We start from the raw sequence: 26298 nt of genomic DNA, 5'->3' as shown, positions 1-26298 counted from the left end.
CTGCCAGAATTCCCGAAAATGGATATGATCAGTTTCGTAAAACGATCAAATGGAGCCAATATGGATAGAGTGACGGCAGCTACGGTATTTAACCGAATTTGCGAACTGGGCAGCCTAAGCGCAGCTGCACGTGCGCTGGATATCTCGCGGCCGATGGTGAGTCGCTATCTTGAGGAGATGGAGAAATGGGCTGGTGCACGCTTGCTGCACCGTTCATCGCGTAAGCTGACTATTACGCCCAGCGGTGAAAAGATCCTCGAAAAAACCCGGGCGCTGGCCAGGTTAGCTGAAGATATCACTGGCCAGGAGGCAGATGGCCAGCCGCAAGGCACGCTGCGAGTCGCCTGTGCGCACTCTACCGCCACGCATATTCTGGGTCCGATGATTCCAGGATTTCTGGCGCGTTATCCGGCGGTGCGCATAGAGCTGGAAATTAACAACCAGCCGGTGAGCCTGATTGGCGAACGCATTGATGTTGCGGTGCGTATTACTGACGATCCCGAACCGGGCGCGATTGCCCGGCGCTTAGGCGAATGTATTTCGGTGGTGTGTGCAGCTCCGGATTATCTGCAAGCCCGCGGTACACCGCAAACGCCGGATGATTTGGCCCAGCATAATTGCCTGCATTACAGCCGTTTTGCCGGACAGCGTTGGCAGTTCTACGATACACAGGGCGAAATCATTTCTACAGAGGTAAACGGTAATTTCAGCGCTGGGATCTCTTCGGTACTGTGTGACGCAGCAATCGCTGGCTGCGGTTTGGCGATGGTGCCGGAAATGGAAGCGCGGCAGGGGATCGACAGCGGACAACTTCAAACCGTGATGCCCCATTATCAGCCAAAGACGTTGGCGATCTACGGACTGTATATGTCGCGCGATAGGCAACCCGCAGCGCTGCGTGCCTTTCTTGATGCGGTGAAATTGGCGATAAATGTTGGATAAGCATTCGACACACTATGAAACGACGGTAAATAGTCTACCAATCATTAACTTATAAATTATTGGTCGCTATTTAAAGTGGCATTTTCAGCCTGAAATCGCCAGGGTGTGATGGAATTTTGCTCAGCGTCGGCCGCAATAAAATGATGGCACCTGGCCCGTTACGCGGCGAAACATGGTGGAAAATGATGAGCTGCTGTCATAGCCGAGGGACAGCGCAACCTCGTTAACTGATTTCCCCGCCACCAGCAACGCAAGTGCCGTGACCACACAGGCGCGCTGTCGCCAGGCGGAAAATGACAATCCGGTTTGCTGCAGAAATTGGCGGCGAAAGGTACTCGGGCTCATAAACAGCGCTTTGGCCCAGCGATCGGCTGCATCATGAATGGTCGGCGCCTGCAGGAAAATCTGACACTGTGCCAGCAATGCCGGATGCTGGGGCAAAGGGATATCAAATTCGCGTGCCGGCATCGACGCCAGCTCCAGTAGCAGTAACTTTATCAAGGCTCGATCGCGTTCGCTCGCATATAACGCTGGTAAATCAACAGCTTCAATCAACAGCTGGCGCAGCAAGGGTGACACGCTGATCACGCTGCAGCGATCGATATGACGTAGCGATGCTGCACAGTGCGGTTCAATGTAAATGCTACGCGTTGCAACTCCCTCAAACCTTACGCTGTGCGCGGTATGAGGGGGAATCCACACGGCATGCTGAGGCGGCACCACCCATTCTCCTGATTGGGTGGTGACGTGCATCAATCCCGTCGCGCCATATAACAGCTGTGCACGACGATGGCGATGTTCTGGCAGCACAAATCCTTGCGCATAGTGGTTACCGAGCGCAACCACCTCGCGATCCAAATGATCGTATTGATCGATATGACTGTTGCGCATTTCACACACCCGCCAGGATTGACCGGTTTGCAAGAGTAATCGAGCGCTGCACAAATGGGAAGCGGGCAGTTTACTGCGTAAGCTGCGAAGCTCTTTTGCGATGCAGGGAAACAAGATGAGCGATTTGTTGATTATTGCGCTGGCGGGGTTTACCACCGGCATCACCACGGTGTTGTTTGGTTTCGGCGGTGGTTTTGTGGTGGTGCCTTTTGTCTATCAGCTGTTGATGCAGCAGCCCCCGCTGGCTGCCAATGCGATGCACATCGCGGTGGCGACCTCCACGGCAGTAATGATTTTTAATGCCGGCTGGGCCAGCTACCAAAACTGGCAGGCAGGCAAACTGAATAAAACCACGCTATTACCGCTGTTATGGTTTATTGCTTTGGGGGCGGTAATCGGTTCATGGCTAGCCGGGCAGATAAGCGATAGCGGAATACGTCGACTCTTTATGGTTTACATGGTGGTGACCATCGGCGACTGCCTGCTGCGTAAAGGTTTTTTTCGACGTACGGAACCGCGCGCGTTATCACATCGCACCACCATTGCGGGAGGGAGCATCATTGGCATTATAGCGGCAATGTTGGGCGTCGGTGGCAGCGTAATGACCGTGCCGCTATTGCGCCGACACGGCAACGCGATGCGCGACTGCGTTAACGCAGCCAATCCGCTGTCATTACCGGTCGCCGTTTGTGGCACCCTCACTTACGCCATCAGCGGCTGGCAGCATATTCCCGCCAGCGGCTATCTGGGTTTTATCAATCTGAAAATTTTGCTGCTACTGGTGATCGCTGGTTTCATGGGGATTCTGTTTGCACGGCGATGCATCCCGGCGGTGGCGGATATATGGCATGCGCGCGTTTATGTACTGCTTTTGTGCGCGGTGCTGGTAGCCATAGCCATTTAAACGCGTTAGATAGGACAGCGATGATAGTCCGCAACTTTCACGATCGTTAAGCCAATTTTAAGCTTCGACGCGTACAGTGCCTTCACAGTTACAACCATCAGTAAACGAAGTCAGGATAGAAGGGTGGCAACAGAACTCCTGTTAAACACCCGCGTCTACAGAGCGTACTGAGCTATGAATTAAGCGCTGGAGTGTTTCTTTGTTGCGATTACTGTTTCTTCTGATGGGTGGATCAGCATTGCGGTCCGGCTGGGCTTATCTCGCTGGCCTGGGTGTGCTCTGTATTGTCGCGAGTGGTGGCATCGTCATTGATTTAATGCAGCATGGACGCGTCTCTTTTCCGCTGCACGCATTAGGTCTGTTCCTGACCGTGGAAGGCATAGCCGAAGCGTTACGCGCTATTTATGCGCCCGCTGGCATTGCCTGGCCGTCACTGGTGAAATCCGCAGTGCTGATGCTGCTCGGTGTAGCGGTGTTCTTGGTGCCGCAAGAGAGCGGTGTCTGTATTTCGCTAGCCTTTGCCGCCGCCTTTTTACTGGATGGTGGTTTTCGCATCATCTCGTGTTGCCTGATGCGCTGTCGTCGCTGGACGCGCAAGTTGACGCTGGGCTGTGCCGAGATGCTGTTTAGCGTATTGATTGCTATGGATTGGCCGCTCTCACCACACGTCATTGTGCCCGTGTGTTTTGCGCTTTTGCTGACGGGATGGGGAATCAATTTGCTGTTTATGGCGACGCAAATTCATGCCTTACCCGCCAACACCAGCGTGACCGCATTGCCGATCTTCACGCGTAAAGGGTTGCGTGCGCCTCACGGCTTGGGATACGTGCATCCCCCTTTGAACCACCAACCGGTGAGTGTTCCGTTGAACATCTATATCTGGACGCCAATGGGGTCGGGTGAAGTAGCAGGACGTCGACCCTGGTTTGACCGATGGGTTGCTGCAATTGACCATCGTGGTGAGGTCTCCACCGGGCATACCTCGCTGGAAATGGGCGATGAGATATATATTAGCCTCTATCCTGCTGATGATGTTTCACGTACTTTTACTGGATTTATCAAAACGTTGCGTGCGAAGGAGGAGTTTGATGTGGAAGGTTTTCTGCTGCCGTCGCTGGAGAAAGAGATCAAAGCATGGTGCCGCCCTGACAAACGTTTAACGCTCGCGCACTACAATCAGGCAGCGCTGCGCAATTTCTGGCTCAGCAACGCGGCTGACACGCGTTATAACCTCACTTCACGCAACTGCTCAACCAGTGTAATCCAGGCGCTGGATGTGGCTACCGAAGGTTTGCTCGGGGAACGAGGATTGAAAGGCCTTTGGGTACTATTTAATCCCGATTTTTGGCTATTAAGCCTGGTACGCAGCCGTGCCGAAGGTATGACCTGGACGCCAGGCTTAGTGATGGATTACAGCATCCTGCTGCGCCGCGTGTTGCAGCCGGGAAATCGTTATAGCGCCTGCAGAAGGGCAGCAAACGGGTTGCGCAACGAATTACACAGCGTGCTGAGCAATAAAAACTCGGCCACCGATCCTTAACGCGCTAATTGAAAGCCGTGCTGCTGCAAGATGCGTTGCGCCATCCCGGACATAATAAACTGAGCAAAAGGCTGCGCTGCGGGTGAGCAACATGCCCAGCCATATTCAGCTTGTACGTTATAAGGCTCAGGAATATCAAACACCTGTAGCCCTGTGCAGCGGCGCAGGCGTGGTGCATAACTGACGTAGCCAATAAAGGTGTCAGCATAATGATGTTCAATCAGCCATTGGGCGGCCAGTTCACCGGCTGGCAAGGCTAAACTCTCCGCTCCACCAACCAGGGGGCGCGCTTTCCGCCTTATTCTCTCACCTAATCCATGATGAAGCCGTTCGATATTATCAAAAAGCTGCCAGGTGTAATCGCCAGAGGGATCGCAATGCGGCGTTGAGGTCGCCAATCGTAAATCATTCCGACGCAGCAGTGCTAACCAGTCATCACCCTGCGTGACAACGTCACGATTGACCGTCAGGCAAAGCGCATTCGCTGCAAATATGCCCACGGCGCAAGCCCGTCCCTGAGCCAATAACCGTTGTGGGTGCAACATATTGGCGGAGGCAAAAAAGTCACAGTGTTCACCCGCTTCAATGCGCTGACGCAGCAGTCCCGCCGGGGCAAAATCAGTGGTCATCGCGAGGCCGGTGAGAGAGGTGAAATGTTTCTCTAGATCCGGCCAGACCGCCCGCAGGCTACCGGCTGCCAGAATTTGCAGCGTTGTCATGATAATGTGTCCGGTAGAAGCGCTGATACCAGTGGTCAGCCTGCTGCTGCATGTCGATATCGTGGAATTTTTGCGGATAGAGTTTTTTCGCCATCCACAACTCGCCTAAACCCATCGCTTCTGGCATCGGATAGCCCCACGCCTTGGCGTATTCCGGCATAAGCCACACTTGATGATTTTTCACTGCGTCAATGGTTTGCCAGCGTGGGTCATGCTCGATCGTCTGCACCACCTGTGGATAGCGGTCCTGCACGAAAATTACCTGCGGATCCCACGCCACAACCTGCTCCATGCTGACCTGTTTGAAACCTTGCACAGTGGCAGCAGCGACATTGAATGCCCCCGCATGCGCCATCATCAGGCCGGTATATTTACCCGAGCCGTAAGTGGTGAGGTCAGGGTTCGCCATATAGGCACGTACGCGCTGCTGTTCAGGAATATTTTTTAGACGATCGCTCACCATCTTACGCCCGGCGAAAGCGGCATCAATCAACGCCTGCGCCTGCTCAGGCCTGTTTACCACATCGCCAATCAGCGTAATACCTTCTTTAATGCCGCGCTCGTAAGCCTGATCTTCATTTTGCATGGTGGGATTGATTTTGCCTTGCTGGCCCGCGTCGTCGTGCCGAAGCGAAATCGCCAACACTGGAATCCCGAGGGCGGAGATCTGGTCGATCATCTCCTTCGGCGCATAGTTAGTGACAAACACCACCTGCGGATGCAGCGCCACCAGCTGTTCGAGATCAACGTGAGTCAAGTCACCCAACATCGCTTTATGGGTTAACTCCGGTACCAGTTGGGCATAGCTATCGCCTAACTGCTGTTTCCAGTTCGCCAGAATACCAACAATTTTATCCGTCGCATTCAGCTGCACGAGTAGATTTAAGGTTTGATGTTGCAATACCACTACGCGATCGACCTCATCCGGGATAGTCACCTGGCGACCTATCTGATCGGTTACCACGCGGCTGGCATAGCTGTGAAGAGAGGTAAAAGTAAGTAAGCCGGCGAGAATCAGCCGGCCGTAGGTCATCTTCATAAAAGCTCCTTGCTTCGTTATGCAAGGGATTATATAGCGATTGGCGGGGCCGGGATATGAAAGTTTACGGAATGATGCGTGCTGCACGTAGCTGAGCAAATAGGCTAATGAACATCTCATCTGTCGCCTGAAAAGCAGTGAAGCCCGCGCGGCGCAGCTTACTGCCATCGCCAAACATGTCGTAATCCCAGCTAAAGACAAAATCGGCAAAGTGGCCATCATTTAATCGTAAGATATCTGGTTCGCTGAGCTGATGTTGTTCAGCGATGCGGCGCCAGAGATCGCGGTAATCATGAAACAATTGATGAAACGATAACTTCACTGCGGGCGCGGTTTCCAGTTCAAACCAGCGAGCAATAGCAGGCCAGAGTTCGCTCCAGCGCCATAAATCACCGTTATTCACATTGAAGGCCTGATTATGTGCAGCGGGCGCGTCGGCAGCCCACAGCGTGGCCTGAGCGAGCAGTTCGGCATCAGTATGACCCACCATGCTATGCCAGGTTTGTAACGATCCGGGAAAGCGCAACGGCAAACGTTGAGATTTACACAGCGAAGCGTAGATCGCGATGCTCAATGCCAGATTCATGGCATTACCCGGCACCGGGCTGCCTACCACGCCCGGGCGCAGAGCATGCCAGTGCCAGGATTTACCACGTTGAAAATCGCTCAGCCAGCGAAGCTGTTCCGCATTAAATTCTGCGCCCGCCACGCCAGCATCGCTTTCACGCGCGGGGGTTTTGAAGGGGCCCAAATGTGCACCGTAAACTTTATAACCCTGCATCAAACTGACGCTGCGTAGCGGCGCGATGTTCTCCATATTACTGACCAGATTACGCAGCATAGTGACATTAGGCTCAACCATTTCCCGCCAGCTTGCTGCATTCAGCCAGGCGCTATAGAAAATATGCGTAACCTGGTTAAGCGGTGCCAATGCCTGCGCGCTCTGTTGCGCATCCAGCAAATTTGCATTGATCAGCGGAATATCATCACTGTGTGCTGCTGGCTGGCGTGTAAGACCAATGACTTGCCACTGCTGTTCGCGTAGCGTTTTTATCAATTGGCTGCCGACGATACCGGTTGCTCCGGCCACCAGCGCGACCTTTTTACCCTGTGTTTGTGCCATTTTGCTTCTCCTGAATACAAGACAACCACAGTGTTATCTATTATTTTAAAAGCTTATATCCCACAAATCCGATGAAACTTATTAAAAAAATCACTAAATGAATAATAAGCTCAATGCTATCAATACTTTTGTGCGGGTTGCTGAGGCGGGTTCCTTTTCTGCCGCGGCGCGACAGACCGGAATGAAACAATCGGCCGTTAGCCAGCAAATCGCCGCGTTAGAAGAAGAACTCGGTGTGGTATTGCTGCATCGCACTACGCGTGCCATGGCATTAACCGAGCAGGGCGAGCGCTATTTACAGCAGATGCGGCCACTGCTTGCTGCAATGCAGGAGGCGGAAAGCCAGCTGCGTTCGCAGCAGTTGGCACTGCAGGGCAACGTGCATATCCAGCTGCCCAGCGGATTAGGCCAGTTGTTTTTGCCGCACTTGCTGGCCTTACAGCAGCGGCATCCACAACTACACCTCACGATTGCGCTAGACGATCGCATTGCAGAACTGGTGAGTGAAGGTGTTGACGTTGCCCTGCGTTTGAGTGAAACACCACCCGACAGGTTTGCCGCGCGAGTGCTAGCACGCATTGAAACGCCGCTTTTCGCTGCGCCAGAGCGGGTGCGGGAAACCCCGATTACCACCCTGGCGCAGCTTGCCTCTCATCCCCACGTTCGCTTTAGCGCAATTCCTAAAGACGCGCCGCTGCGTCTGATTTCCGATTCCAAAGCGGTGACGCTGGCGGTGGATACCGTGTTCCGTGCCAATAGCAGTGAGGGATTATTGCAGGCGCTTCAAGCGAACATTGGTGTTGGTGGCATGCAGTTACCGCTGGTAGCCAAAGCGTTAAAAGCCGGTTCGCTGAGACGAATTGTGCCGGAATATCGGTTACCTGACAGATTTCTGTATGCGGTATTTCCCGACGCGCGCTTTATCCCCCTGAGAGTCCGACACATTGTTGAGCTGATCGAACAGGTGCTATCTGAGTTAATACAGGTAGCAGATCAGTCATAACACGGCGAACGCCATAATGGCGCATCTCTGCGCCATTATCGTGCTTTTATCCTTTCGCTTTGCTGCTTAAAGATGCATAAGTATTCGATCTTGTATCCAAGTCCGTATCCCATCTGGCTTTGCTTCACGCCTCGCGCTTTCTGGAAAGTATTGGCACGTAATCTGCACTATCCCCGATAAGTTCTACATCGGGAGTATTCACATGTTTGATGTACTGTTGGATGAGGATGCCACCACGCTCGCGGCATTAGTTCATCGCGGCGAGCTTTCGGCGCGTGAGCTGACGCAAGCAGCTATTGATCGCATGGAACAGCGCGAGCCGCTCATTAAGGCGTTTTGCACCGCAACGCCAGAGTTGGCGCTGCAGCAGGCGACGGCGATTGACGCCAGGCGCAGGCGCGGCGAAACGTTGGGTGCGCTGGCCGGCGTGCCGCTGGCGGTGAAAGATCTGATCTGTACCGCTGGGGTAAAAACCACTTCCGGATCTGCGGCCTATGCCGACTTTGTTCCGCAAGAGGATGACATCACCGTGGAACGCCTGCTGGCCGCTGATGCGGTGCTGCTGGGTAAAACCACGGCGCCAGAATTCGGCTACAGCGGGGTTGGGCACAATCCGCTGTTTCCATCACCACGCAATCCGTGGGATCTCAGTAAAACGCCGGGCGGTTCAAGTGCCGGTTCCGGAGCGGCGCTGGCAGCGCGCTTATGTCCCATGGCGTTAGGCAGCGACGGCGGCGGTTCGGTGCGCATTCCCGCTGCGCACTGTGGCGTGTACGGGCTGAAAGCGTCGATGGGGCGCGTGCCGCTGTGGCCAGGCTGTCGTGATGAGCGTTATCCCGGCGTCTCCAGCTGGGAATCGCTGGAGCATATTGGGCCAATGACGCGTACCGTGCGTGACAGCGCGCTCATGATGTCGGTGATGGCGGGACCGGATATGCGCGATCGCCACTCCATTCCCTGTAATGACGTCGACTGGCTGACGGCGCTGAATAAACCGCTGGAGGGCCTGCGCATCGCCTTTAGCGCTGATTTTGGCTATATCACCGTCGATCCCGAGGTGCGTGACGTTGTCACTCAGGCGGCGCGACGCTTTGCTCGTGAACTGGGCGCTGAATTGGAAGAGGTCGATCCGGGTATCGCCGACGAAAGTGCCACCTTTGCTGCGCTGGTGGCATTTGAAAGCGATTTGGCGGGCATGCGTCAGATGCAAACAGCGCTCGGTTCGCGGATGTCGCCGCATCTTACTGCCATGCTTCAGCGCGACTGGCGCGCGGAAAACTTCACCGATGCCAACACCACGCGTAAAAAACTGTGCAATCAGATGTGGCGCTTTATGCAGCGCTACGATCTGCTGCTTTCGCCGACGCTGGCGGTACCACCATTCCCGCTCAACATGCAGGGGCCGGAGGTGATTGATGGCCGCATGGTGCGTAGCGATCACTGGCTGTCGTTCTGTTTCCCCTTCAACTTTACCGGCCAACCGGCGGCGTCTGTGCCGGCGGGCTTCACCGCCAGCGGATTGCCGATTGGCATGCAAATTGTGGGTCGTCATCTGGACGATGGCCTGGTGCTGGCGGCAAGTGCCGCATTCGAGCGCATTCAACCCTGGAATCACATCGCCTGTTCATTCGGAGTTGCCCATGACTAACAAAAATTCACCTGCTCTTGAGCAGGAGTTCGAACACGAGCCGGTGCCGCTGAGCCATCGCCATTCAACCGGCTCGGTCTCTGCGGTGTGGTTCGGTTTTCCGATGATCCTCACCAATGCGCTATTCGGCGGCATCATCACCTGGCATCTCGGTTTTTGGCCGGCATTGATAGCGATTTTGCTGGGTAATCTGGTGCTGTTTGCTTACGTCGGCGCGCTAAGCTGGTTTGCGGGTAACACCGGCATGAACTTTGCGCTGCAGGCGAAGCGCACCTTCGGCACCAAAGGCTACATTCTGGTGTCAGGTTTTCTTTCTACCGTGGTTATTGGCTGGTATGCCTTCCAGACCGGCCTAACCGGTACGGTGATCCATCAAACTTTTGGCTGGAACGCGCTGGCAGTAACGGCGTTTGCGATGGTGTTGTACACCGCCATTACTTTCCTGGGCGTGCGGGCGTTGTCGGTGCTGGGTCTGATTGCCGCTCCGCTGTTTGTGATTCTGGGAGTGGTGGCACTATGGCTGATTGGTCAGGATCACGATTTCAGCACCGTTACCCAGTTTAAGGGGAGTGCCAGTGCGGTCGGCGCGATGAGCATGGGTACGGCAGTTACCATGGTGGTGGCCGGTTTTGCTGATTCAGGCACCATGACCGCTGATTTCACTCGCTGGTCGAAAGATGGGAAATCGGCGGTGATTGCTGCGTTCTCTGCTTTTCCGCTAGCGAATGTTATCTCTTATCTGTTTGGTGTGGTGATTGTAGCCGTTGGTGCGGCGGTGGACCCGGCGAGCAACGGCGGTAACTTCCTGCCGATGCTGATGGGGCATGGCATGTTGCTCTCGGTCATTGCCTTCCTTTTCGTATTCATCAACCTTGGTTCCGTGTGCACGCATTGCCTTTATAACGGTGCGGTCGGCTTTAGCCACCTTTTCAGCAGCAAAATGCGCTTGTGGACGGTGATCCTTGGCGTCATCGGCGGGGCGCTTGCGCTTGCTGGGGTGTGGTCTTATTTCCTCGAGTGGCTCAGCTTGCTGGGTATTGTGGTGCCGCCATTTGGCGCGGTGATGATTGTCGACCTGAGCTTCATGGCAAAAGTCAGCGAGCAGCGTAAATCACGTCGTTTACGAGGCAGCGCCTTCGCGGCCTGGGCAATAGGCAGCTTGTGTGCGGTGATGGCACATGTTGCATTTCCACAATTTGGTGAAGCGGTGATTGGTCTGGTTACTGCCGCCGCTAGTTATACGCTGATTGTCAAATTTAAGCGTGAGAACGCAATCAATGTGATGGAGGAAAAAAATGCCTGATTTCGCAATTGATTCAACCCCTTACTCATGGCCGTATGACGGCCGCTGCAGCCCGCGCGATACCGCGCTGATCGTTATTGATATGCAGACTGATTTCTGCGGCAAGGGCGGTTATGTGGATAGCATGGGTTACGATATCGCCTTAACGCGCGCGCCCATTGCGCCACTGCAACGCGTGCTGGCAACGATGCGTGAATGGGGATTCCCGATCATTCATACCCGCGAAGGTCATCGCCCTGATCTCAGCGATTTGCCCGCGAATAAGCGTTGGCGTTCGAAGCGGATGCAGGCAGAAATTGGCGCGCCTGGTCCGTGCGGCCGCATTCTGGTGCGCGGTGAACCGGGCTGGGAAATCATTCCGGAACTGGCGCCGCTGCCGGGTGAAATCATCATCGATAAACCGGGCAAAGGCTCATTTTACGCCACCGATTTGGAGTTGATCTTACGCAGTCGCGGTATTCGTAATCTGATTATCAGCGGTATCACCACCGATGTTTGCGTGCATACCACACTGCGCGAAGCTAACGATCGCGGTTTTGAGTGCCTGGTGCTGGCCGATTGCTGCGCCGCTACTGAGTTAAAACATCATGAAGCGGCGCTCAGTATGATCCATATGCAGGGCGGGATTTTTGGTGCGGTGGCCACTTCGCAGACTTTGCTGGCGGGATTTGCCAGCGAGCAGCTGGCCACGATGCGTTAACGTTGCAACCAATTTTCATAGTGCTCCGGCCACGCCACGGTGGGTGTGCCGGGCCTGCCCATGCCAAAGCCATGTCCGCCACTGCTGTAACGATGCATCTCAACCGGAACATGCTGCTGCTGACAAGCATCGGCCATGATCAGCGTGTTGTGTGGATCAGAGATCGGATCATCCTTAGCCTGCACCAGAAAGAAGGGCGGCGAGTGCGGATTCACAAATTGCTGCACGGACCAACGTGCATCTTCGCTTGCGGGCGCATTGTTGCCGACCAGAATCTTGTGCGTTGAAGTGTGTGTATAGGGCTGCTCCAGCGTGATGATCGGATAGATGAGCGCCGCGCGGTCGGCGGTCGCGGGCTGATTATCCAGCGCATCCGTGACCTTATAAGAACGGAAGTCCGGTCGTGTCGCTGCCATGCCGAGCAGGTGCCCACCGGCCGAGAATCCCAGCACGCTGACATGCTTTTCACGCTGCCGTACTATGCGCAACGCGCGCTGTGCATCCTGCAATGAAACTGTCGCGCCATCTTTCCAGCCTTCATGAGGCAAACGATAGCTCAGCACATAGGCGGTATAACCGCGCGCGGTCAGCCATCGGGCGGCGGGCCAGGCCTCTTTACCCATTTCTATGCGCGTGTAGCCACCGCCGGCGGCAACTAATACCGCGCTGCCATTGGGCTTAGCAGGGGTTAATACCGTAAGCGTGGGCTGCGCAATATTGCGCTGCGCGCCTTTGTCTGAGATCACCACCTTGCCAGAAGGGCCGCCGCCGCCGGGCGGCAAATCAGGCCAAAGTGGTAAAATTGTCGTTGTGACATGCGTGGCTGCAGCAAACGTCATCCCGCTGCGTATGGCCAGCGCCGAAAGCGAAAGGCAGGATAAAAAATGGCGGCGATTCATGGTAGATCCTCATGAAATGGGTGATTTATTGAAGCAGAAAAATCAGCAGGAGGGCGCGGCTTTGTATTACCAAATGCGACGAGGGAATTTAACGTTTATAGTTACAACATACTTTGATGTGGTCTTTTGATCCGGGCTTTAGCGACATTGCTGTGGTCTTTATACAGGGACTTTATGTTGATGCGGGAGTGTGAAAATCAATCAACAGAATATAGGCATATGCCAAGCATACGCGTATACTTCACATATGTGCCTAGTGGAGGAAAATCATGCGTACTGTATCTGTATTCAAAAATGGCAACAATCGCGCTATCCGTTTGCCGCGCGACATGGACTTTGAGGGGGTCAACGAACTCGAAATTATTCGTGAAGGGGATACGCTAATCCTGCGTCCGGTTAAGCCGAGTTGGGATTCTTACTTATTGGAAGAAAAGGCAGAGCCAGACTTCTTGAGTGAGAGGGATGACGTGATTCAGGAAGGGCGGTTTGAACTTTGATGAAAACCTATATGCTAGATACCAATATATGCTCATTTATTATGCGTGAGCAGCCGGAAGCGGTGATTGAGAAGTTAACGCAATGTGTTATGCGACGCGATCGTATTGTGGTATCGGCTATCACTTATGCCGAAATGCGCTTTGGCGCGATTGGCAAAAAAGCCTCTCCGAAACACCTCTCGTTAGTTGAAGCGTTTGTGACTCGACTTGATGCTGTTTTGCCATGGGACCGTGCGGCAGTTGATGCCACCACTCAAGTGAAAATGGCGCTTGCTGCTACCGGTACGCCGATAGGAGCTAATGATGCGGCAATTGCTGGGCATGCGATTGCGACAAATACTATTTTAGTCACCAATAATACGCGAGAATTCATTCGTGTTGCAGGCCTCGATCTACAAGATTGGTCTCAGTAATAACGAATATTAATGACTGCACTGAAATAAATGCAGCCAGATGAATGTTTGTGTTATGGCGTGTTTAATCTCCACGCAACACCGACAACAATGTTTCGGTATTCATTTTCCCCACGCTATCACTGCCTGCCAGTAAGTCCGCTGCCAGCTGACGTTTACGGTTATGGTTGCGGAAATTCGCAGCTATTCACCGAGTACCGCGGCAATTTTTCTGTGTGCTTCGTTCACCGTATAGGCGACTAATCGGGTCGGCGTTTCATTGACCATGACGACCTGATCGCGGCTATCGAAGCTCGGGCTGAGCCTAAGACAAAGTTGGTCGTGCTTTTCGGTGATCGAGAGTTGGATTTGTACTGACTCAATATCGATGCGGACATCCGGCGCATCTCGCCAGAAAACAGCGGGATGTCCGGCCAACAGCGGCAGCGCTGTATTAGCGTCAACTTCATATCTATCCGAACCGTAATAGTGGTATTGCGAAGTGATAGGTTTGGCGACCTGGCGATCCTGCGCCACCAGCTATGGCAGCTTATTATCGATATATGGAGTAAAAGCGCAGGGTAACAGAACGTTACCCTGCGAATGGCGTAGTTATCCGCGCATCGGTTCAGCGCGTACCGGTTTATCACCGGCGACAAAGTAATCCGCTTCACTGCGCGGCAGCGGCTGGCGACCACGAATGTTATCCGCGATTTTTTCACCAATCATGATGGTGGTAGCGTTGAGATTGCCGGTGATGATTAACGGCATGATCGAGGCATCGACAACGCGCAGTGCTTCAATACCGTGCACGCGACCTTCGCCATCAACCACCGACATCTCGTCGTTACCCATCTTACAGGTGCCGCACGGGTGATAAGCGGTTTCGCCGTGGTTACGCACAAACTCATCCAGCTGTTCATCGGTCTGGCAATCCAGGCCTGGGCTGATCTCTTTGCCACGATACTTATCCAGCGCCGGTTGATTGATGATTTGACGCGTGATGCGAATGGCATCGCGGAACTCATGCCAATCCTGCTCATGTGACATGTAGTTGAACAGAATCGCCGGATCGCGACGTGGATCGCGTGATTTCAGGCGTACATGGCCGCGACTTGGTGAGCGCATGGAGCCAACGTGGCACTGGAATCCGTGCGCTTCCACCGCATTCGAGCCGTTGTAGTTAATCGCTACTGGCAGGAAGTGATACTGAATATTCGGCCAGGTAAACTCTTCGCGGCTGCGGATAAAGCCGCCGCCTTCGAAGTGATTACTGGCGCCAACGCCGGTGCCGTTAAACAGCCACTCCGCGCCAATTTTCGGCTGGTTCCACCACTTCAGTGCCGGATAAAGCGAAACCGGCTCTTTGCACTCATATTGCAGGTACATTTCGAGGTGATCCTGCAGGTTCTCGCCCACGCCTGGCAAATCATGCACCAGCGGAATATCAAACTGTTTCAGCAACGCTGCCGAACCGACGCCAGAACGCTGCAGAATCTGCGGCGAAGCAATGGCACCGGCGCAAAGCAGCACTTCACGACGCGCCTCTACTTTATGCGAGGTGTTGCTGGAACCCAGCAGATACTGCACGCCAATGGCGCGTTTACCGTCAAACAGAATGCGATCGGTGGTGGCATGCGTGATGATCTTCAGGTTCGGACGCGTTTTCGCGGTATCGAGATAGCCGCGCGCGGTGCTCGAACGGCGGCCTTTCGGCGTGACAAAGCGGTCCATTGGACCAAAGCCTTCCTGCTGATAGCCGTTGAGATCGTCAGTGCGCGGATAACCTGCCTGAACGCCCGCTTCAATCATCGCTGCAAACAGCGGATTGTTACCGGGTTTACAGGTGGTAATGCTCACCGGGCCTTCGCCGCCATGATAATCGTTGGCACCGATATCGCGCGTTTCAGATTTGCGATAGTAGGGCAGACAGTTGAGATAGCTCCAGCTCTCGAGGCCAGGTTCCTTCGCCCAGTTGTCCAGGTCCATGGCGTTACCACGGATGTAACACATGCCGTTGATCAGCGATGAACCGCCTAAACCCTTGCCGCGCCCGCACTCCATTCGGCGGTTGTTCATGTATGGCTCAGGTTCCGTTTCATATGCCCAGTTGTAGCGTTTTCCCTGCAAAGGGAAAGCCAGCGCCGCAGGCATCTGCGTGCGAAAGTCGAAGCGGTAGTCTGGGCCACCCGCCTCTAAAAGCAGCACATTGACGCTGCTATCTTCGGTCAGTCTTGTTGCCAAAACGTTCCCTGCGGATCCGGCTCCGATAATGATGTAATCAAATTCCATTAGTCGTTCCTCAGGTTAAAAGCCAAAATTAAAATACGGACTGAAAACGGGTCATTTCGAGCTGAACAGATTTCACCTGGGTGTAATTCTGCAGCGTCATCAGGCCGTTTTCGCGGCCCACGCCGGAGTGCTTATAGCCACCCACCGGCATTTCAGCGGCGGATTCTCCCCAGGTGTTGATCCAGCAAATGCCCGCTTCAATCTGGTGAATTACGCGGTGCGCGCGGTTAAGATTTTGCGTCACCACACCGGCCGCCAGACCAAAATCGGTCGCGTTGGCGCGACGTACCACTTCGTCTTCGCTTTCGTAAGTCAGAATTGACATCACCGGGCCAAAAATCTCTTCGCGCACGATGGTCATCTCATCGCGGCAATCGGTGAACACGGTCGGCTCCACCCATGCGCCGTTATCGAAGCCCGCGCCGCTCAGGCGTTTACCGCCGCACAGCAGACGCGCGCCTTCGCTAATACCTGATTCGATATAGCGCATGACGTTGTCGCGATGGGGGAAGCTCACCAGTGGACCAAAATTAGTGCCCGGATCGTTCAGGTCTCCCGCTTTAATGCGCGCCACGCGCTCGGTGATTTTTGTTTCAAACGCAGACAGCAATTTGGCAGGGATGAACACGCGCGTGCCGTTGGTGCAAACCTGGCCGGAGCTGTAGAAGTTCGCCATCATGGCGATATCGGCAGCGAGATCGAGATCCGCATCATCGAAGATGATCAGCGGTGATTTACCGCCCAGCTCCATGGTGACGTCTTTCAGCGTCGAACCAGCCGCGTTAGCCATCACTTTCTTACCGCTCGCCACGCCGCCGGTGAAGGATACTTTATCGATGCCCGGATGATCGGTCAGCAGCTGCCCGGTGACGGAGCCGCGACCGTTCACCACGTTAAACACACCATCTGGCACGCCGGCTTCGGTGTAGATTTCTGCCAGTTTCAGCGCGGTTAGCGGCGTGACTTCACTTGGTTTGAAGATCATCGCGTTACCGGCAGCCAGCGCTGGCGCCGATTTCCACAAGGCAATCTGAATCGGGTAGTTCCACGCGCCAATACCGGCAACCACGCCCAGCGGTTCACGGCGGGTATAGACGAAAGAAGTATCGCGCAGCGGAATTTGCTGGCCTTCAAGCGCGGGAATCAAGCCGGCGTAGTATTCCAGAACGTCGGCGCCGGTGACGATATCAACATATTGGGTTTCGCTGAGCGGCTTGCCGGTGTCGAGGGTTTCCAGCGCGGCCAGTTCATCATTGCGTTCACGCAGAATATCCACCGCACGACGCAAAATGCGCGAGCGTTCCATTGCGGTCATCGCCGCCCAGACTTTTTGGCCTTTTTTTGCCGCGGCGACAGCGCGATCAACATCCGCGCGCTCGGCTTCGTGCACTTCAGCGAGTACTTCGCCGTTGGCCGGGTTGATGGTCTGAAAGGTGTTGCCTGCCGCAGCGGGAACTCGTGCGCCATCAATATAAAGGTGTTGCTCGGTGAATCGGGACATGATTTCTCCTTCCTCAGTGATTCTGGTCAGCCAGCTGCTGACGAATGAATTGGGTGGTGAGCGTTCTGGCGATATCCAAATCGAACGGTTTACCGCTTAGCGCGGCGCGCAGCCATAGGCCATCGATCAGCGAGGCGAGACCATGTGCCGCCAGGCGAGCCTTTTCGCGCGGAATCACGCGGCGAAATTCAGCCGCGAGTGTGGAAAACAGTCGACGGCTGCTAACGCGTTCCAGTCGCCCTAGCTGTGGCTGATGCATGCTGCTGGCCCAAAAATCCAGCCAGGCTTTCATCGCGGCGCTGTGCACCTGCGAATCATCAAAATTGCCTTCCACAATCGCCAGCAGGCGCGCTTCGGTACTGGCGTCGGCCAGCGGCTTTAATCGTGCCGCCACGGCATCGCGCAACTGACGAGTAACGTCGCGCATGGTGGCTTCTAACAGACCGTTCTTGTCTTTGAAGTAGTGGCTGATGATGCCTGTCGATACGCCGGCACGTCGTGCAATTTGCACGATGGTGGCGTCGTTGATCCCGACTTCATTAATGGTACTCAGGGTCGCATCAATCAGTTGCCGACGACGTATCGGCTGCATTCCCACCTTTGGCATAACGCTCCAGCTCCACCGCAATGTAAGGACACTATTAAAACTTTTTTTGATTGCACGTTCAATATAAAAAAGAAATTTGTTAGGATGCTGTGCTTGATTTGTTACAGAAACGGAGCGGTTAGTTGAAAGGAACTCAGCAGGTGCGCATTATTGCGCACCCTACGAAAACCGCATTTTCCCGCGTAGGATCGCCATTCATTGCGACCAAATCGGGCTTTATTGGCATGAATTACAGGAAATTAACCAGAGGTAATCGATGATTAATCCACCTGCCAGTGAAAAAGACAGAATCAATCCTGTGGTGTTTTACACCTCCGCCGGACTGATTCTGACGTTTTCACTTGTCACGATTTTTTACAGCGAATTAGCGGCCAGCTGGATTCAGACCGCCGTCAATTGGGTCACCTCCACGTTTGGCTGGTACTACATGCTCGCTGCCACGCTGTACATCGTGTTCGTCATTTACATGGCGTGTTCCCGCTACGGCGCGATCAAGCTCGGGCCTGAGCAATCCAAACCCGAATTCAGCTTACTGAGCTGGTCGGCAATGCTGTTCGCGGCCGGTATTGGTATAGACCTGATGTTCTTCTCGGTAGCCGAACCGGTTACCCAATATATGCAGCCGCCGGAAGGTGCCGGGCAGACCATGGAAGCGGCGCGTCAGGCAATGGTGTGGACACTGTTTCACTATGGCGTGACCGGCTGGTCTATGTACGCGTTAATGGGGATCGCACTCGGCTACTTTAGCTATCGCTACAATCTGCCGCTCACCATTCGTTCCGCGCTCTATCCGATATTCGGTAAGCGCATTAATGGTCCGATTGGTCACACGGTAGATATCGCCGCGGTAATCGGCACCATCTTTGGTATCGCCACTACCCTGGGTATTGGTGTGGTGCAGCTTAACTACGGTCTCAATGTACTGTTTGATGTGCCGGAAGGTTTCACTGCGCAGGCGGCGTTGATTGTGCTGTCGGTGATTATCGCGACCATTTCCGTCACCTCCGGCGTAGATAAAGGGATCCGTATTCTTTCGGAACTCAACGTCGCGCTGGCGCTGGGATTGATCCTGTTCGTGTTGTTTATGGGCAAAACGGACTTCCTGCTTAATGCGCTGGTGCTGAACGTGGGGGATTACGTCAATCGCTTTATGGGCATGACGCTCAACACCTTTGCCTTTGATCAGCCAAGAGAGTGGATGAATAGCTGGACGCTGTTCTTCTGGGCATGGTGGGTTGCATGGTCACCGTTTGTTGGCCTGTTCCTTGCGCGTATTTCACGCGGCCGTACCATTCGTGAGTTCGTATTAGGTACGCTGATCATCCCCTTCACCTTTACGCTGCTGTGGCTGTCAGTGTTCGGTAACGCGGCGCTGTACGAAATCATTCACGGCGATGCAGGTTTTGCGCAGGAAGTGATGGCGCATGCCGAACGCGGTTTCTACAGTCTGCTGGCGCAGTATCCCGCCTTTAAGTTCAGTGCTTCCGTTGCCACCATCACCGGTATGCTGTTCTATGTCACGTCTGCTGATTCAGGCTCGCTGGTGCTGGGTAACTTCACCTCGAAGCTGAAAGACATCAACAGCGATGCACCAAACTGGCTGCGTATTTTCTGGTCGATAGCGATTGGTGTGCTGACCATGGGCATGCTGATGACCAACGGCATTTCTGCCTTGCAGAACGCCACGGTGATCATGGGCTTACCGTTCAGTTTCGTGATCTTCTTTGTGATGGCCGGCTTGTATAAATCGCTGAAGGTGGAAGATCATCGCCGCGCCAGCGCCAGCCGCGACACTGCGCCGTATATTCCGGCCAGCAACGATCGTCTGAGCTGGAAGAAGCGCTTATCGCGCCTGATGAACTACCCGGGCACGCGCTATACACAGAAAATGATGGAAGAGGTGTTGTATCCAGCGATGCAGGACGTGGCGAAAGAATTGGAACTGCGCGGTGGACGCGTGTCGCTGGAGCGGGCGGAACCGGAGGAAGGGCAGCCGCTGGGCCATCTGGACCTGCGCGTGCTGCTGGGCGAAGAGCAGGATTTCGTCTATCAGATTTGGCCACAACAGTACTCGGTACCGGGCTTTACCTATCGTGCGCGCAGCGGTAAATCAACCTATTACCGCCTGGAAACCTTCCTGCTGGAAGGCAGCCAGGGCAACGATTTGATGGACTACAACAAAGAGCAGGTGATTATCGATATTCTCGATCAGTATGAGCGTCACCTGAACTTTATCCATCTTCATCGTGAAGCGCCGGGCAGCAGCATGACCTTCCCGAGCGTGTAACGGGTGGTCACCTGCCGATGAGCTAAGCACTGAACGACTTTCGTTCGCGATTTGCTACTGAGTCATCATCGCTGTAACGCCTGTAGGGTCGCCATTCATGGCGACCCACTCGCGCAGATTCCCGAATAACAGCTAAGCTTTCAAGCTGATTAAATGGGGGATGAAATGAAATTAGGCTTTGCTTGTAAGTATCTGGATCAACAGGCTACCCAGCCGTTTCCCTTCAAAAGCACCACGCGCACGCGCTTTCTCAGCCTTGACGATGATGCTCGCATCACGCTGCTGAACCAACTTGCGCAGAATAATCTGCAAAACCTCGACCTCACGCTGAACCAGTTGGCAGCGCAACCAGACGCGCTTCGCATGATGCGAATTGGCAGCGATCTGTTGCCGCTCTACACGGTCCCGCAAGCTACCCAGCTTTATGGTGAATTGCTGAAGGATCTCGAGCCGTTATTGCAGCGCTGCGGTGAGTTGGCGCGCGCCCATAATATTCGCCTGTCATTTCACCCCGGCCAATATACCGTGCTGGCATCAGATAATGAGGGCGTAGTGGATCGCGCGATTGAAGATGTGGAATATCACGCCACCTGCGCCGTGCTGATGGGTTATGGCCGCCAGTTTCAGGATTTCAAAATCAATATCCATATGAACGGGAAAAAGGGGATTGAGGGATTTCGCGCCGCGTTTAGGCGCCTGAGTCCGGCAGCCCGTAATATGCTCACGGTGGAAAATGATGAGATATCCTGCTCGCTGGATGATGTATTACAGGCGCGCCATCTTTGTCCTGTGGTGCTGGATATCCACCATCATTGGGTAAAAGAGAATCAATATATTCAGGCTGACGATGCGCGTATTGAGCTGATTGAGGCGTCATGGTGTGACGTGCGGCCGGTACTGCATTATTCAATTGCCCAGGAAGGCATCATTCCCGATCGCGGTTTTCCCGATCAGCAGGATTTAGCCGTATCAAAGTCGAAACTTCGCGCCCACTCCGATTACTACTTCAATCAAACGTTAAATGATTGGGCGCTGTCGTTTAATGCCTTTGATATTATGTGCGAAGTCAAAATGAAGAATTTAGCACGCGACCGTTTATACCATTATGCAGTCGAGCACCAGCGCATTACGGCGAGGTAATCACAATCGCTACGCGGCGATTTTGTGCCCGGCCCTGAGCGCTGTTATTACTGGTGACCGGCGCGCTCATGCCGAGGCCGCGCGTGACAATATTGTCGCGTGGGATTGCCGCGCCCACCGCCCACTGTGCCGCTACGGCGTTGGCGCGTTTCAGTGAGAGCTGTTGGTTATAATCCGCTTTGCCGTAGTTATCTGTATGACCATCAACGCGCACGTGCTTAATGCCGCTAGCCGCCAAATTTCTCGCCATCGTGGTGATGGTACTTTTACTGGCTGGCGTGAGTTCCGACTCGTTCACACCGAACAAAATTTTGTCCGATAAGCCTAACCCCCAGCCTTCGTTATTTTCACTGAAGCCAGCGTGACGCATCGCCGCTATTTGCGCATCGCTGAAGCGCCCCGTTGACTGGCAGCCAACCAGCGCCCATACCACCATCATCAGGAAAAGTTTTCTTTTCATACCTGCACCTTACTTATTCCCTTATTTTTATACATATTCATATCTGCGCGTTCCAGAATCGATTCCACCGTATCGCCGTGCTGTGACCAGGCATAGCCGATGGTTACCGAGGTGGTTATCTGAGTGCCTTCCGCAACCACAATTTTTTGGCTAATGGCTTCATGAATATCCTGCAATAGCAATTGAAGCTGTGCTTCACTTACCCGGCTGGTGATTAACATGGCGAACTCATCGCCCCCAAGTCGTGCCACTAAATCATTTTTATAAGCCAAAGCGGAAAGGCGTGATCCGACGGTTTTCAGAACCTCATCACCGGCTGCATGTCCCCAATTGTCATTAATACTCTTAAAGCGATCGCCATCGAGGAACAGCAGGGCAAAACGCTCTTTCGCGAACTGCCGATCGAGCAATTGCGACAGGCGGGCCACAAAAGCGGCGCGGTTAGCCAGGCCGGTTAACGGATCTTCCAGGGCTTTAGCCGCCAGCGACTGATTGTCACGTAGCAGCGAAGCCTGCAACGTTTGCATCTCTGTCAGCAGCGAATTGAGGTCGTCGGAGAAAAGCTGAAACTCCCGGGTTGGGCTTTCCGGAATACGTAATGAAAAGTCACCGGAGCGAATCACGTAATGAATTGAGCTGGTGATATTGCGCAATGAGGCGAGCATGCCGCGATGCAAAAATTCACTCAACAGGAAAGAGATAATCAATACGCACAGCATGCCGCTGGTTAAAATCATCAGCGAGTAGCGGATAAATTCGGCCGCACCGGTAACGGTGCCCTCAAGCGTCAGCGTGCCGACGGTGGATTCCGCGTGGTTAATGTTGACGCTAAGCGGTTTGACGTAAATCCATTCACGCAATAAACGCGGATACCAGCCGTTCTCTTGCTGATGATCGTGCCACTCCACCAATACAGTGTGATCATCAGTGACCAGTTTTGCCGAGTCAAACATTCCTTCTTCACCCAGGCGCGCAATTTTATTATGCGCATCGTAACTGTCTTCAAATACCGTAGCGGCGGTGAGGGTGGTGCTCAGCGTCGCAGCAATCAGTTCCAGATTGCGCTTTTCGTAGTTTTTTATAAACAGTAACGACGTTGAAGAGAGCAGCAGCCAGCACAGCAATAAAATAACGGCAGAATTGATGGTGCTAATTTTGCGCAACTTATTGCGTATCGATGATTTGTCATTTCTTATTTTATCGAGTTTCATCTTATTTGCTTCCATTGCGGGACAGCAACAGCACATCTGGGCTTACCCTGACGCCACTCCGCGCCAGTGAATCAAGATTGACTGAAAATAGCGTGTGGTCAGCATTGAAGATCAGACAAAATGCGGCACCAATCGTACAATCTGTATTGTTTTCAGCCAGGGTAAGCACCGGTTTCCCGCTGAATTGCTTAGCAATTTCCAGCTGTTGTTGTGGCGTCTGTTCGCCGAAATAGACCGCATCGCAATCTTGCGTCGCCAGCTCGCTCTGGCTGGTCAAATAGACCACCTTAAACAGCGCTGCATTGGAGGCGGTATTTTGCGGCAGCGAGAGATGCTGCGCGGATGAAAATACGCAAAGTTGCGGTGCGCGCGTTAAACCCGGCCAGTGCGTAAAGCTAATAATGCCGCTGACGATCCGGTTAGCTTTATCGTCTTTAATTTCGGCAAAAGCAGAGTGTGAAATAAACAGCAGCAGAAAGATGGCATAGATAAAAATTTTACAGGCGTGGATCAGGGATAATTGCCAGTTGGCTTCCCAATAAGCGTGTTGTTTACATAACATCCTGCGTTCCTGGTCATTCTTCGCATCGTTCTGCGCCTGATTAAGCGGGTAAATAGTACCATCGCCGGTTTTAAAAGAGTACTGGGGTTGGCCGCTCGCGCTGATCGGGTCGCCACAATCAATGGCAGCGAGCGGAGTGGCTACTCGTCCAGGCGGGAGGCGCTTTGGTAGATGAAGAGATGATCTGGCACAGGAAACCTCTTTTCTCTGCGCGAAATAATTTTATGGAAATCCCACCGGAATGAGCATGTTTCAACAAAGTGTGATCCAGCACACATTTATTTGTCTGATAACAGATCCTCGTAAAAATCGTCTCAGGCGCGATAATTGTGCAAAACAGCAGCAATAATGCGCTCCAGCAATCAGATTGCATTAGCAGTCCTTACACGTTATCCGCGCAAAGCATGCGGTTTAAGAACATCTTTTTTTATTGCGAAACATTTTGTCGTATTTATCGAGGTGAGGCTTTTTTACATTCTGGCAGGATACGCAGCACTCGTACTTCCTGGTCTTTGTGTGATGCAGTGGTTTTCAAAAAACGCCGTTTTTTTTGCTGTAAAAACCTCTCTGGCCGCCTTCCTGGCATTGTATCTCGCACTGGAATTGAATCTGGATAAGCCGGCCTGGGCAGTGACCACGGTCCTGCTTGCGTCGCAGCTCTATTCCGCCTCAACCATTTCCAAATCGGTGTTTCGATTACTCGGCACCTTGCTGGGTGGCGTATTTATCTTCTTTATTTTTCCGCCAACCGTGCAACATCCATTGCTGTTCTGTTTCTGCGTCTCGCTGTGGGTGAGCGTTTGCTTGTATTTGTCGCTGCATGACCGCACACCAAAAAGTTATATTTTCATGCTGGCCGGTTACAGTGCAGCAATCATGGGGTTCCCGGAAGTCACCACGCCGCTCTCTATCACCAGCACGGTTATCTCGCGTATAGAAGAGATCACGTTGGGTATCGTCTGCAGCAGCCTGGTGCATGCGCTGTTATTTCCGGTCTCGATGCGCAGCCTGCTGGAGCAAAGCGTTAGCCTGTGGTATCTCAACGCGCGCAAATTATGCAGCGATCTGCTCTCCGGTATTCCCAGCGACACATCGCCTGAGCGCGACGATATCCTCATCCGCATGGCAACCAACCCGCAGCAGGTGGAAGTTCTGATTACCCACTGCGTCTATGAAGGCGATGCCGCGCGCCGGTTAATTCGTCTGGTCAGCGTACAATACCAACATCTTTCCTATTTAATCCCGACGCTCACGGCGATTGAGCTGCGTTTACAGCGGTTATCTGCGCTGCAAATTACTTTCCCGGAAAATGTGGCGCTAACTTTTCAGCTGTTTTTGCAATGGCTTCATGATGGCGAAGCGGTGGGTGAAACCAGTGGCATTCAGCAGACGCTGAGTGGCTGTCAGCAGGAACTCAATGTCACATGGCAAAACGGGGAGATGCCCACGGAAACCTGGCTGCTGTTGACCGGATTACTTGAACGGCTGACGGATTTTGTGCGTATTGCCGGTGCGTATCAAAGCGTAAGTGGTCTGGTCAGCGATTTGTCGGGCGACACCACGCTGGCACGGGGCAAACGCACGCATCGCTTTTTTGATAAAGGGCTGATCCGGCTCTCCGCGTTAACCGCATTTTGCGCAACCTTCGGTTCCTGCCTGTTATGGATGGCCTCGGGTTGGCGCGATGGCGCGTCGGCGCCGGTAATGGCGGCCATCCTGTGCTCATTGCTGGCCAGTGTGGATACGCCGCTAACCTCGATGAAGCTGTTTGTGCGTGGCGTCATCGTAGCCATTGTTATCAGCGTGATTTACGTGGCGCTGCTGTTACCGCAAGCCACCTCATTTGAAGCGTTAATCATTTGCCTGGCACCTGGCCTGATGATGCTTGCGCTGATGATTGCGCGGCCTTCGACCAACATGATTGGCCTCAGCGTCGCGATTCAAATTCCCGGTTTCATTGGTTTGGGTCACCATCTAAAACCGGATTTGGTATTGCTGATCAATAATGCGATAGCTTCGATGGCCGGCGTGATGTTTGCGGTTATCGTAACAGCCATCATGCGCAACAAACGACCTTCCTGGACCGCACGCCGCGCAGTGCGGCAAGGCCTGCGCGAGCTATTACGCTTTATTAAAGAGACCGAACGTAATGGCTCGTCGCTGCTGGGACGCCAACGCTTTATCAGTCTGATGTTGGATAAAGTGAATGTGGTACTGCCGCGTTTGCGTCTGGATCCGCATCCCGATATGCGTTCAGCCGGAATGTTGCTCAAAGAAGTGTGGTTGGGCGTAAACAGTTTTGACTACTACGCGCGGCACAAAGCGCTTCTGCAGCAATATCAGCTGGATAGCGGACAGATGTTTCATGAACTGGCGCTGTTTCTTAAACGCAGGCTGAAATCCTTGCAGACGCCGCCGCACGCTGACTTGCAAGAGGAACTGGATTTGCTGCTGTTGATACTGGAGCAGTTGGCAAAAAGCGATGAAAGGGTGCTAACACCCTTGTTCCATCTGTTCAGCGTTCGGTTGTATCTGTTCCCGCAGCAAGCGTGGCCGGTGGCGACGCCGCGTCAGGTGGAGATTATTGCGCGACGTCGTTTTATTCACACAAAGTAAGGTGCACGCTAGTGCGCACGCG

General features: G+C 53.6%; 24 protein-coding genes. 12 read left to right on the top strand and 12 right to left on the bottom strand.

Annotation, left to right across the window (positions count from 1 at the left end):
- The first annotated feature begins 60 nt into the window (after positions 1 to 60).
- On the top strand, positions 61 to 942 hold the full coding sequence (locus CRO19_RS21960) for a LysR family transcriptional regulator (RefSeq protein WP_097097957.1): 882 nt from the start codon (positions 61 to 63) through the stop codon (positions 940 to 942).
- A gap of 120 nt (positions 943 to 1062) precedes the next feature.
- On the opposite strand, the gene CRO19_RS21955 is transcribed toward CRO19_RS21960, so the two are convergent.
- On the bottom strand, positions 1063 to 1833 hold the full coding sequence (locus tag CRO19_RS21955; protein ID WP_097097956.1) for an AraC family transcriptional regulator: 771 nt from the start codon (positions 1831 to 1833) through the stop codon (positions 1063 to 1065).
- 115 nt (positions 1834 to 1948) lie between these two features.
- Between CRO19_RS21955 and CRO19_RS21950 the strand changes: the two genes are divergently transcribed.
- Entirely contained in the window at positions 1949 to 2737 is a 789-nt protein-coding gene (locus CRO19_RS21950; RefSeq protein WP_097097955.1) for a sulfite exporter TauE/SafE family protein, read from the top strand.
- 238 nt (positions 2738 to 2975) lie between these two features.
- Positions 2976 to 4277 carry an HdeD family acid-resistance protein gene (locus CRO19_RS21945; RefSeq protein ID WP_320204523.1) on the top strand — a complete coding sequence of 434 codons (1302 nt, stop codon included), beginning with the start codon at positions 2976 to 2978 and terminating at the stop codon, positions 4275 to 4277.
- On the opposite strand, the gene CRO19_RS21940 is transcribed toward CRO19_RS21945, so the two are convergent.
- The 3 genes from CRO19_RS21940 to CRO19_RS21930 form a co-directional block, all read right to left on the bottom strand.
- Positions 4274 to 4996 (bottom strand): substrate-binding domain-containing protein, encoded by a 723-nt coding sequence (locus CRO19_RS21940; RefSeq protein WP_097097953.1) that lies wholly within the window; start codon positions 4994 to 4996, stop codon positions 4274 to 4276. The genes CRO19_RS21945 and CRO19_RS21940 overlap by 4 nt on opposite strands.
- Positions 4965 to 6035, bottom strand: a complete 1071-nt coding sequence (locus tag CRO19_RS21935) for an ABC transporter substrate-binding protein (protein WP_097097952.1) — start codon at positions 6033 to 6035, stop codon at positions 4965 to 4967. Before CRO19_RS21935 ends, CRO19_RS21940 begins: the two co-directional genes overlap by 32 nt.
- 64 nt (positions 6036 to 6099) lie before the next feature.
- Positions 6100 to 7158 carry an SDR family oxidoreductase gene (locus CRO19_RS21930; RefSeq protein ID WP_097097951.1) on the bottom strand — a complete coding sequence of 353 codons (1059 nt, stop codon included), beginning with the start codon at positions 7156 to 7158 and terminating at the stop codon, positions 6100 to 6102.
- A gap of 97 nt (positions 7159 to 7255) precedes the next feature.
- On the opposite strand from CRO19_RS21930, the gene CRO19_RS21925 reads away from it, so the two are divergent.
- The 4 genes from CRO19_RS21925 (at position 7256) to biuH (ending at position 11812) form a co-directional block, all read left to right on the top strand.
- Positions 7256 to 8161, top strand: coding sequence for a LysR family transcriptional regulator (locus CRO19_RS21925; RefSeq protein WP_097097950.1), 906 nt, complete (start codon positions 7256 to 7258; stop codon positions 8159 to 8161).
- A 202-nt stretch (positions 8162 to 8363) separates the two neighbouring features.
- Complete coding sequence (locus tag CRO19_RS21920; RefSeq protein ID WP_097097949.1) at positions 8364 to 9809, top strand: amidase; 1446 nt, start codon at positions 8364 to 8366, stop codon at positions 9807 to 9809.
- Positions 9802 to 11112: a purine-cytosine permease family protein gene (locus CRO19_RS21915; protein WP_097097948.1), complete on the top strand. Its 1311-nt coding sequence runs from the start codon at positions 9802 to 9804 to the stop codon at positions 11110 to 11112. The genes CRO19_RS21920 and CRO19_RS21915 overlap by 8 nt, the downstream gene beginning before the upstream one ends.
- On the top strand, positions 11105 to 11812 hold the full coding sequence (gene biuH, locus CRO19_RS21910; protein ID WP_097097947.1) for a biuret amidohydrolase: 708 nt from the start codon (positions 11105 to 11107) through the stop codon (positions 11810 to 11812). The genes CRO19_RS21915 and biuH overlap by 8 nt, the downstream gene beginning before the upstream one ends.
- Here the strand turns inward: biuH and CRO19_RS21905 are convergent.
- On the bottom strand, positions 11809 to 12711 hold the full coding sequence (locus CRO19_RS21905) for an alpha/beta hydrolase (RefSeq protein WP_097097946.1): 903 nt from the start codon (positions 12709 to 12711) through the stop codon (positions 11809 to 11811). The genes biuH and CRO19_RS21905 overlap by 4 nt on opposite strands.
- A gap of 269 nt (positions 12712 to 12980) precedes the next feature.
- Here CRO19_RS21905 and vapB point away from each other — a divergent pair, with 269 nt between their 5' ends.
- Together vapB and CRO19_RS21895 are read left to right on the top strand one after the other, a co-directional pair.
- The gene (gene vapB / locus CRO19_RS21900) at positions 12981 to 13208 is read left to right on the top strand and encodes a type II toxin-antitoxin system VapB family antitoxin (protein WP_097097945.1); all 228 of its coding nucleotides are present in this window, start codon (positions 12981 to 12983) and stop codon (positions 13206 to 13208) included.
- On the top strand, positions 13205 to 13621 hold the full coding sequence (locus tag CRO19_RS21895) for a type II toxin-antitoxin system VapC family toxin (protein ID WP_097097944.1): 417 nt from the start codon (positions 13205 to 13207) through the stop codon (positions 13619 to 13621). The genes vapB and CRO19_RS21895 overlap by 4 nt, the downstream gene beginning before the upstream one ends.
- Before the next feature lie 183 nt (positions 13622 to 13804).
- Here the strand turns inward: CRO19_RS21895 and CRO19_RS21890 are convergent, their stop codons facing one another.
- The 4 genes from CRO19_RS21890 to betI all read right to left on the bottom strand — a co-directional run bounded on the left by CRO19_RS21890 (position 13805) and on the right by betI (position 18000).
- Entirely contained in the window at positions 13805 to 14137 is a 333-nt protein-coding gene (locus tag CRO19_RS21890; protein WP_097097943.1) for a hypothetical protein, read from the bottom strand.
- 75 nt (positions 14138 to 14212) lie between these two features.
- The gene (gene betA, locus CRO19_RS21885; protein WP_097097942.1) at positions 14213 to 15892 is read right to left on the bottom strand and encodes a choline dehydrogenase; all 1680 of its coding nucleotides are present in this window, start codon (positions 15890 to 15892) and stop codon (positions 14213 to 14215) included.
- 28 nt (positions 15893 to 15920) lie between these two features.
- Positions 15921 to 17393 carry a betaine-aldehyde dehydrogenase gene (gene betB, locus CRO19_RS21880; RefSeq protein ID WP_097097941.1) on the bottom strand — a complete coding sequence of 491 codons (1473 nt, stop codon included), beginning with the start codon at positions 17391 to 17393 and terminating at the stop codon, positions 15921 to 15923.
- 13 nt (positions 17394 to 17406) lie between these two features.
- Positions 17407 to 18000 carry a transcriptional regulator BetI gene (gene betI, locus CRO19_RS21875; protein WP_097097940.1) on the bottom strand — a complete coding sequence of 198 codons (594 nt, stop codon included), beginning with the start codon at positions 17998 to 18000 and terminating at the stop codon, positions 17407 to 17409.
- A 256-nt stretch (positions 18001 to 18256) separates the two neighbouring features.
- Here betI and CRO19_RS21870 point away from each other — a divergent pair, with 256 nt between their 5' ends.
- Together CRO19_RS21870 and uvsE are read left to right on the top strand one after the other, a co-directional pair.
- Positions 18257 to 20287 (top strand): choline transporter, encoded by a 2031-nt coding sequence (locus CRO19_RS21870; RefSeq protein ID WP_097097939.1) that lies wholly within the window; start codon positions 18257 to 18259, stop codon positions 20285 to 20287.
- Between the two features lie 165 nt (positions 20288 to 20452).
- On the top strand, positions 20453 to 21427 hold the full coding sequence (uvsE, locus tag CRO19_RS21865) for a UV DNA damage repair endonuclease UvsE (protein ID WP_097097938.1): 975 nt from the start codon (positions 20453 to 20455) through the stop codon (positions 21425 to 21427).
- Here uvsE and yfiB read toward each other — a convergent pair.
- From yfiB to yfiR, 3 genes are read right to left on the bottom strand one after another with little or no spacing between them, the layout of a single operon-like run.
- Entirely contained in the window at positions 21414 to 21887 is a 474-nt protein-coding gene (gene yfiB, locus CRO19_RS21860) for an outer membrane lipoprotein YfiB (RefSeq protein WP_097097937.1), read from the bottom strand. The genes uvsE and yfiB overlap by 14 nt on opposite strands.
- Complete coding sequence (gene dgcN / locus CRO19_RS21855) at positions 21884 to 23098, bottom strand: diguanylate cyclase DgcN/YfiN (protein ID WP_097097936.1); 1215 nt, start codon at positions 23096 to 23098, stop codon at positions 21884 to 21886. Before dgcN ends, yfiB begins: the two co-directional genes overlap by 4 nt.
- Before the next feature lies 1 nt (position 23099).
- Positions 23100 to 23660, bottom strand: a complete 561-nt coding sequence (yfiR, locus tag CRO19_RS21850) for a regulatory sequestration protein YfiR (protein WP_097097935.1) — start codon at positions 23658 to 23660, stop codon at positions 23100 to 23102.
- 519 nt (positions 23661 to 24179) lie between these two features.
- Between yfiR and CRO19_RS21845 the strand changes: the two genes are divergently transcribed.
- Positions 24180 to 26276 (top strand): FUSC family protein, encoded by a 2097-nt coding sequence (locus tag CRO19_RS21845; RefSeq protein ID WP_097097934.1) that lies wholly within the window; start codon positions 24180 to 24182, stop codon positions 26274 to 26276.
- Positions 26277 to 26298 lie beyond the last annotated feature (22 nt).

Source organism: Candidatus Pantoea floridensis, from assembly GCF_900215435.1.
GTDB classification, from domain to species: Bacteria; Pseudomonadota; Gammaproteobacteria; order Enterobacterales; family Enterobacteriaceae; genus Pantoea; species Pantoea floridensis.
This window is presented reverse-complemented; position numbering and strand designations above follow the sequence as displayed.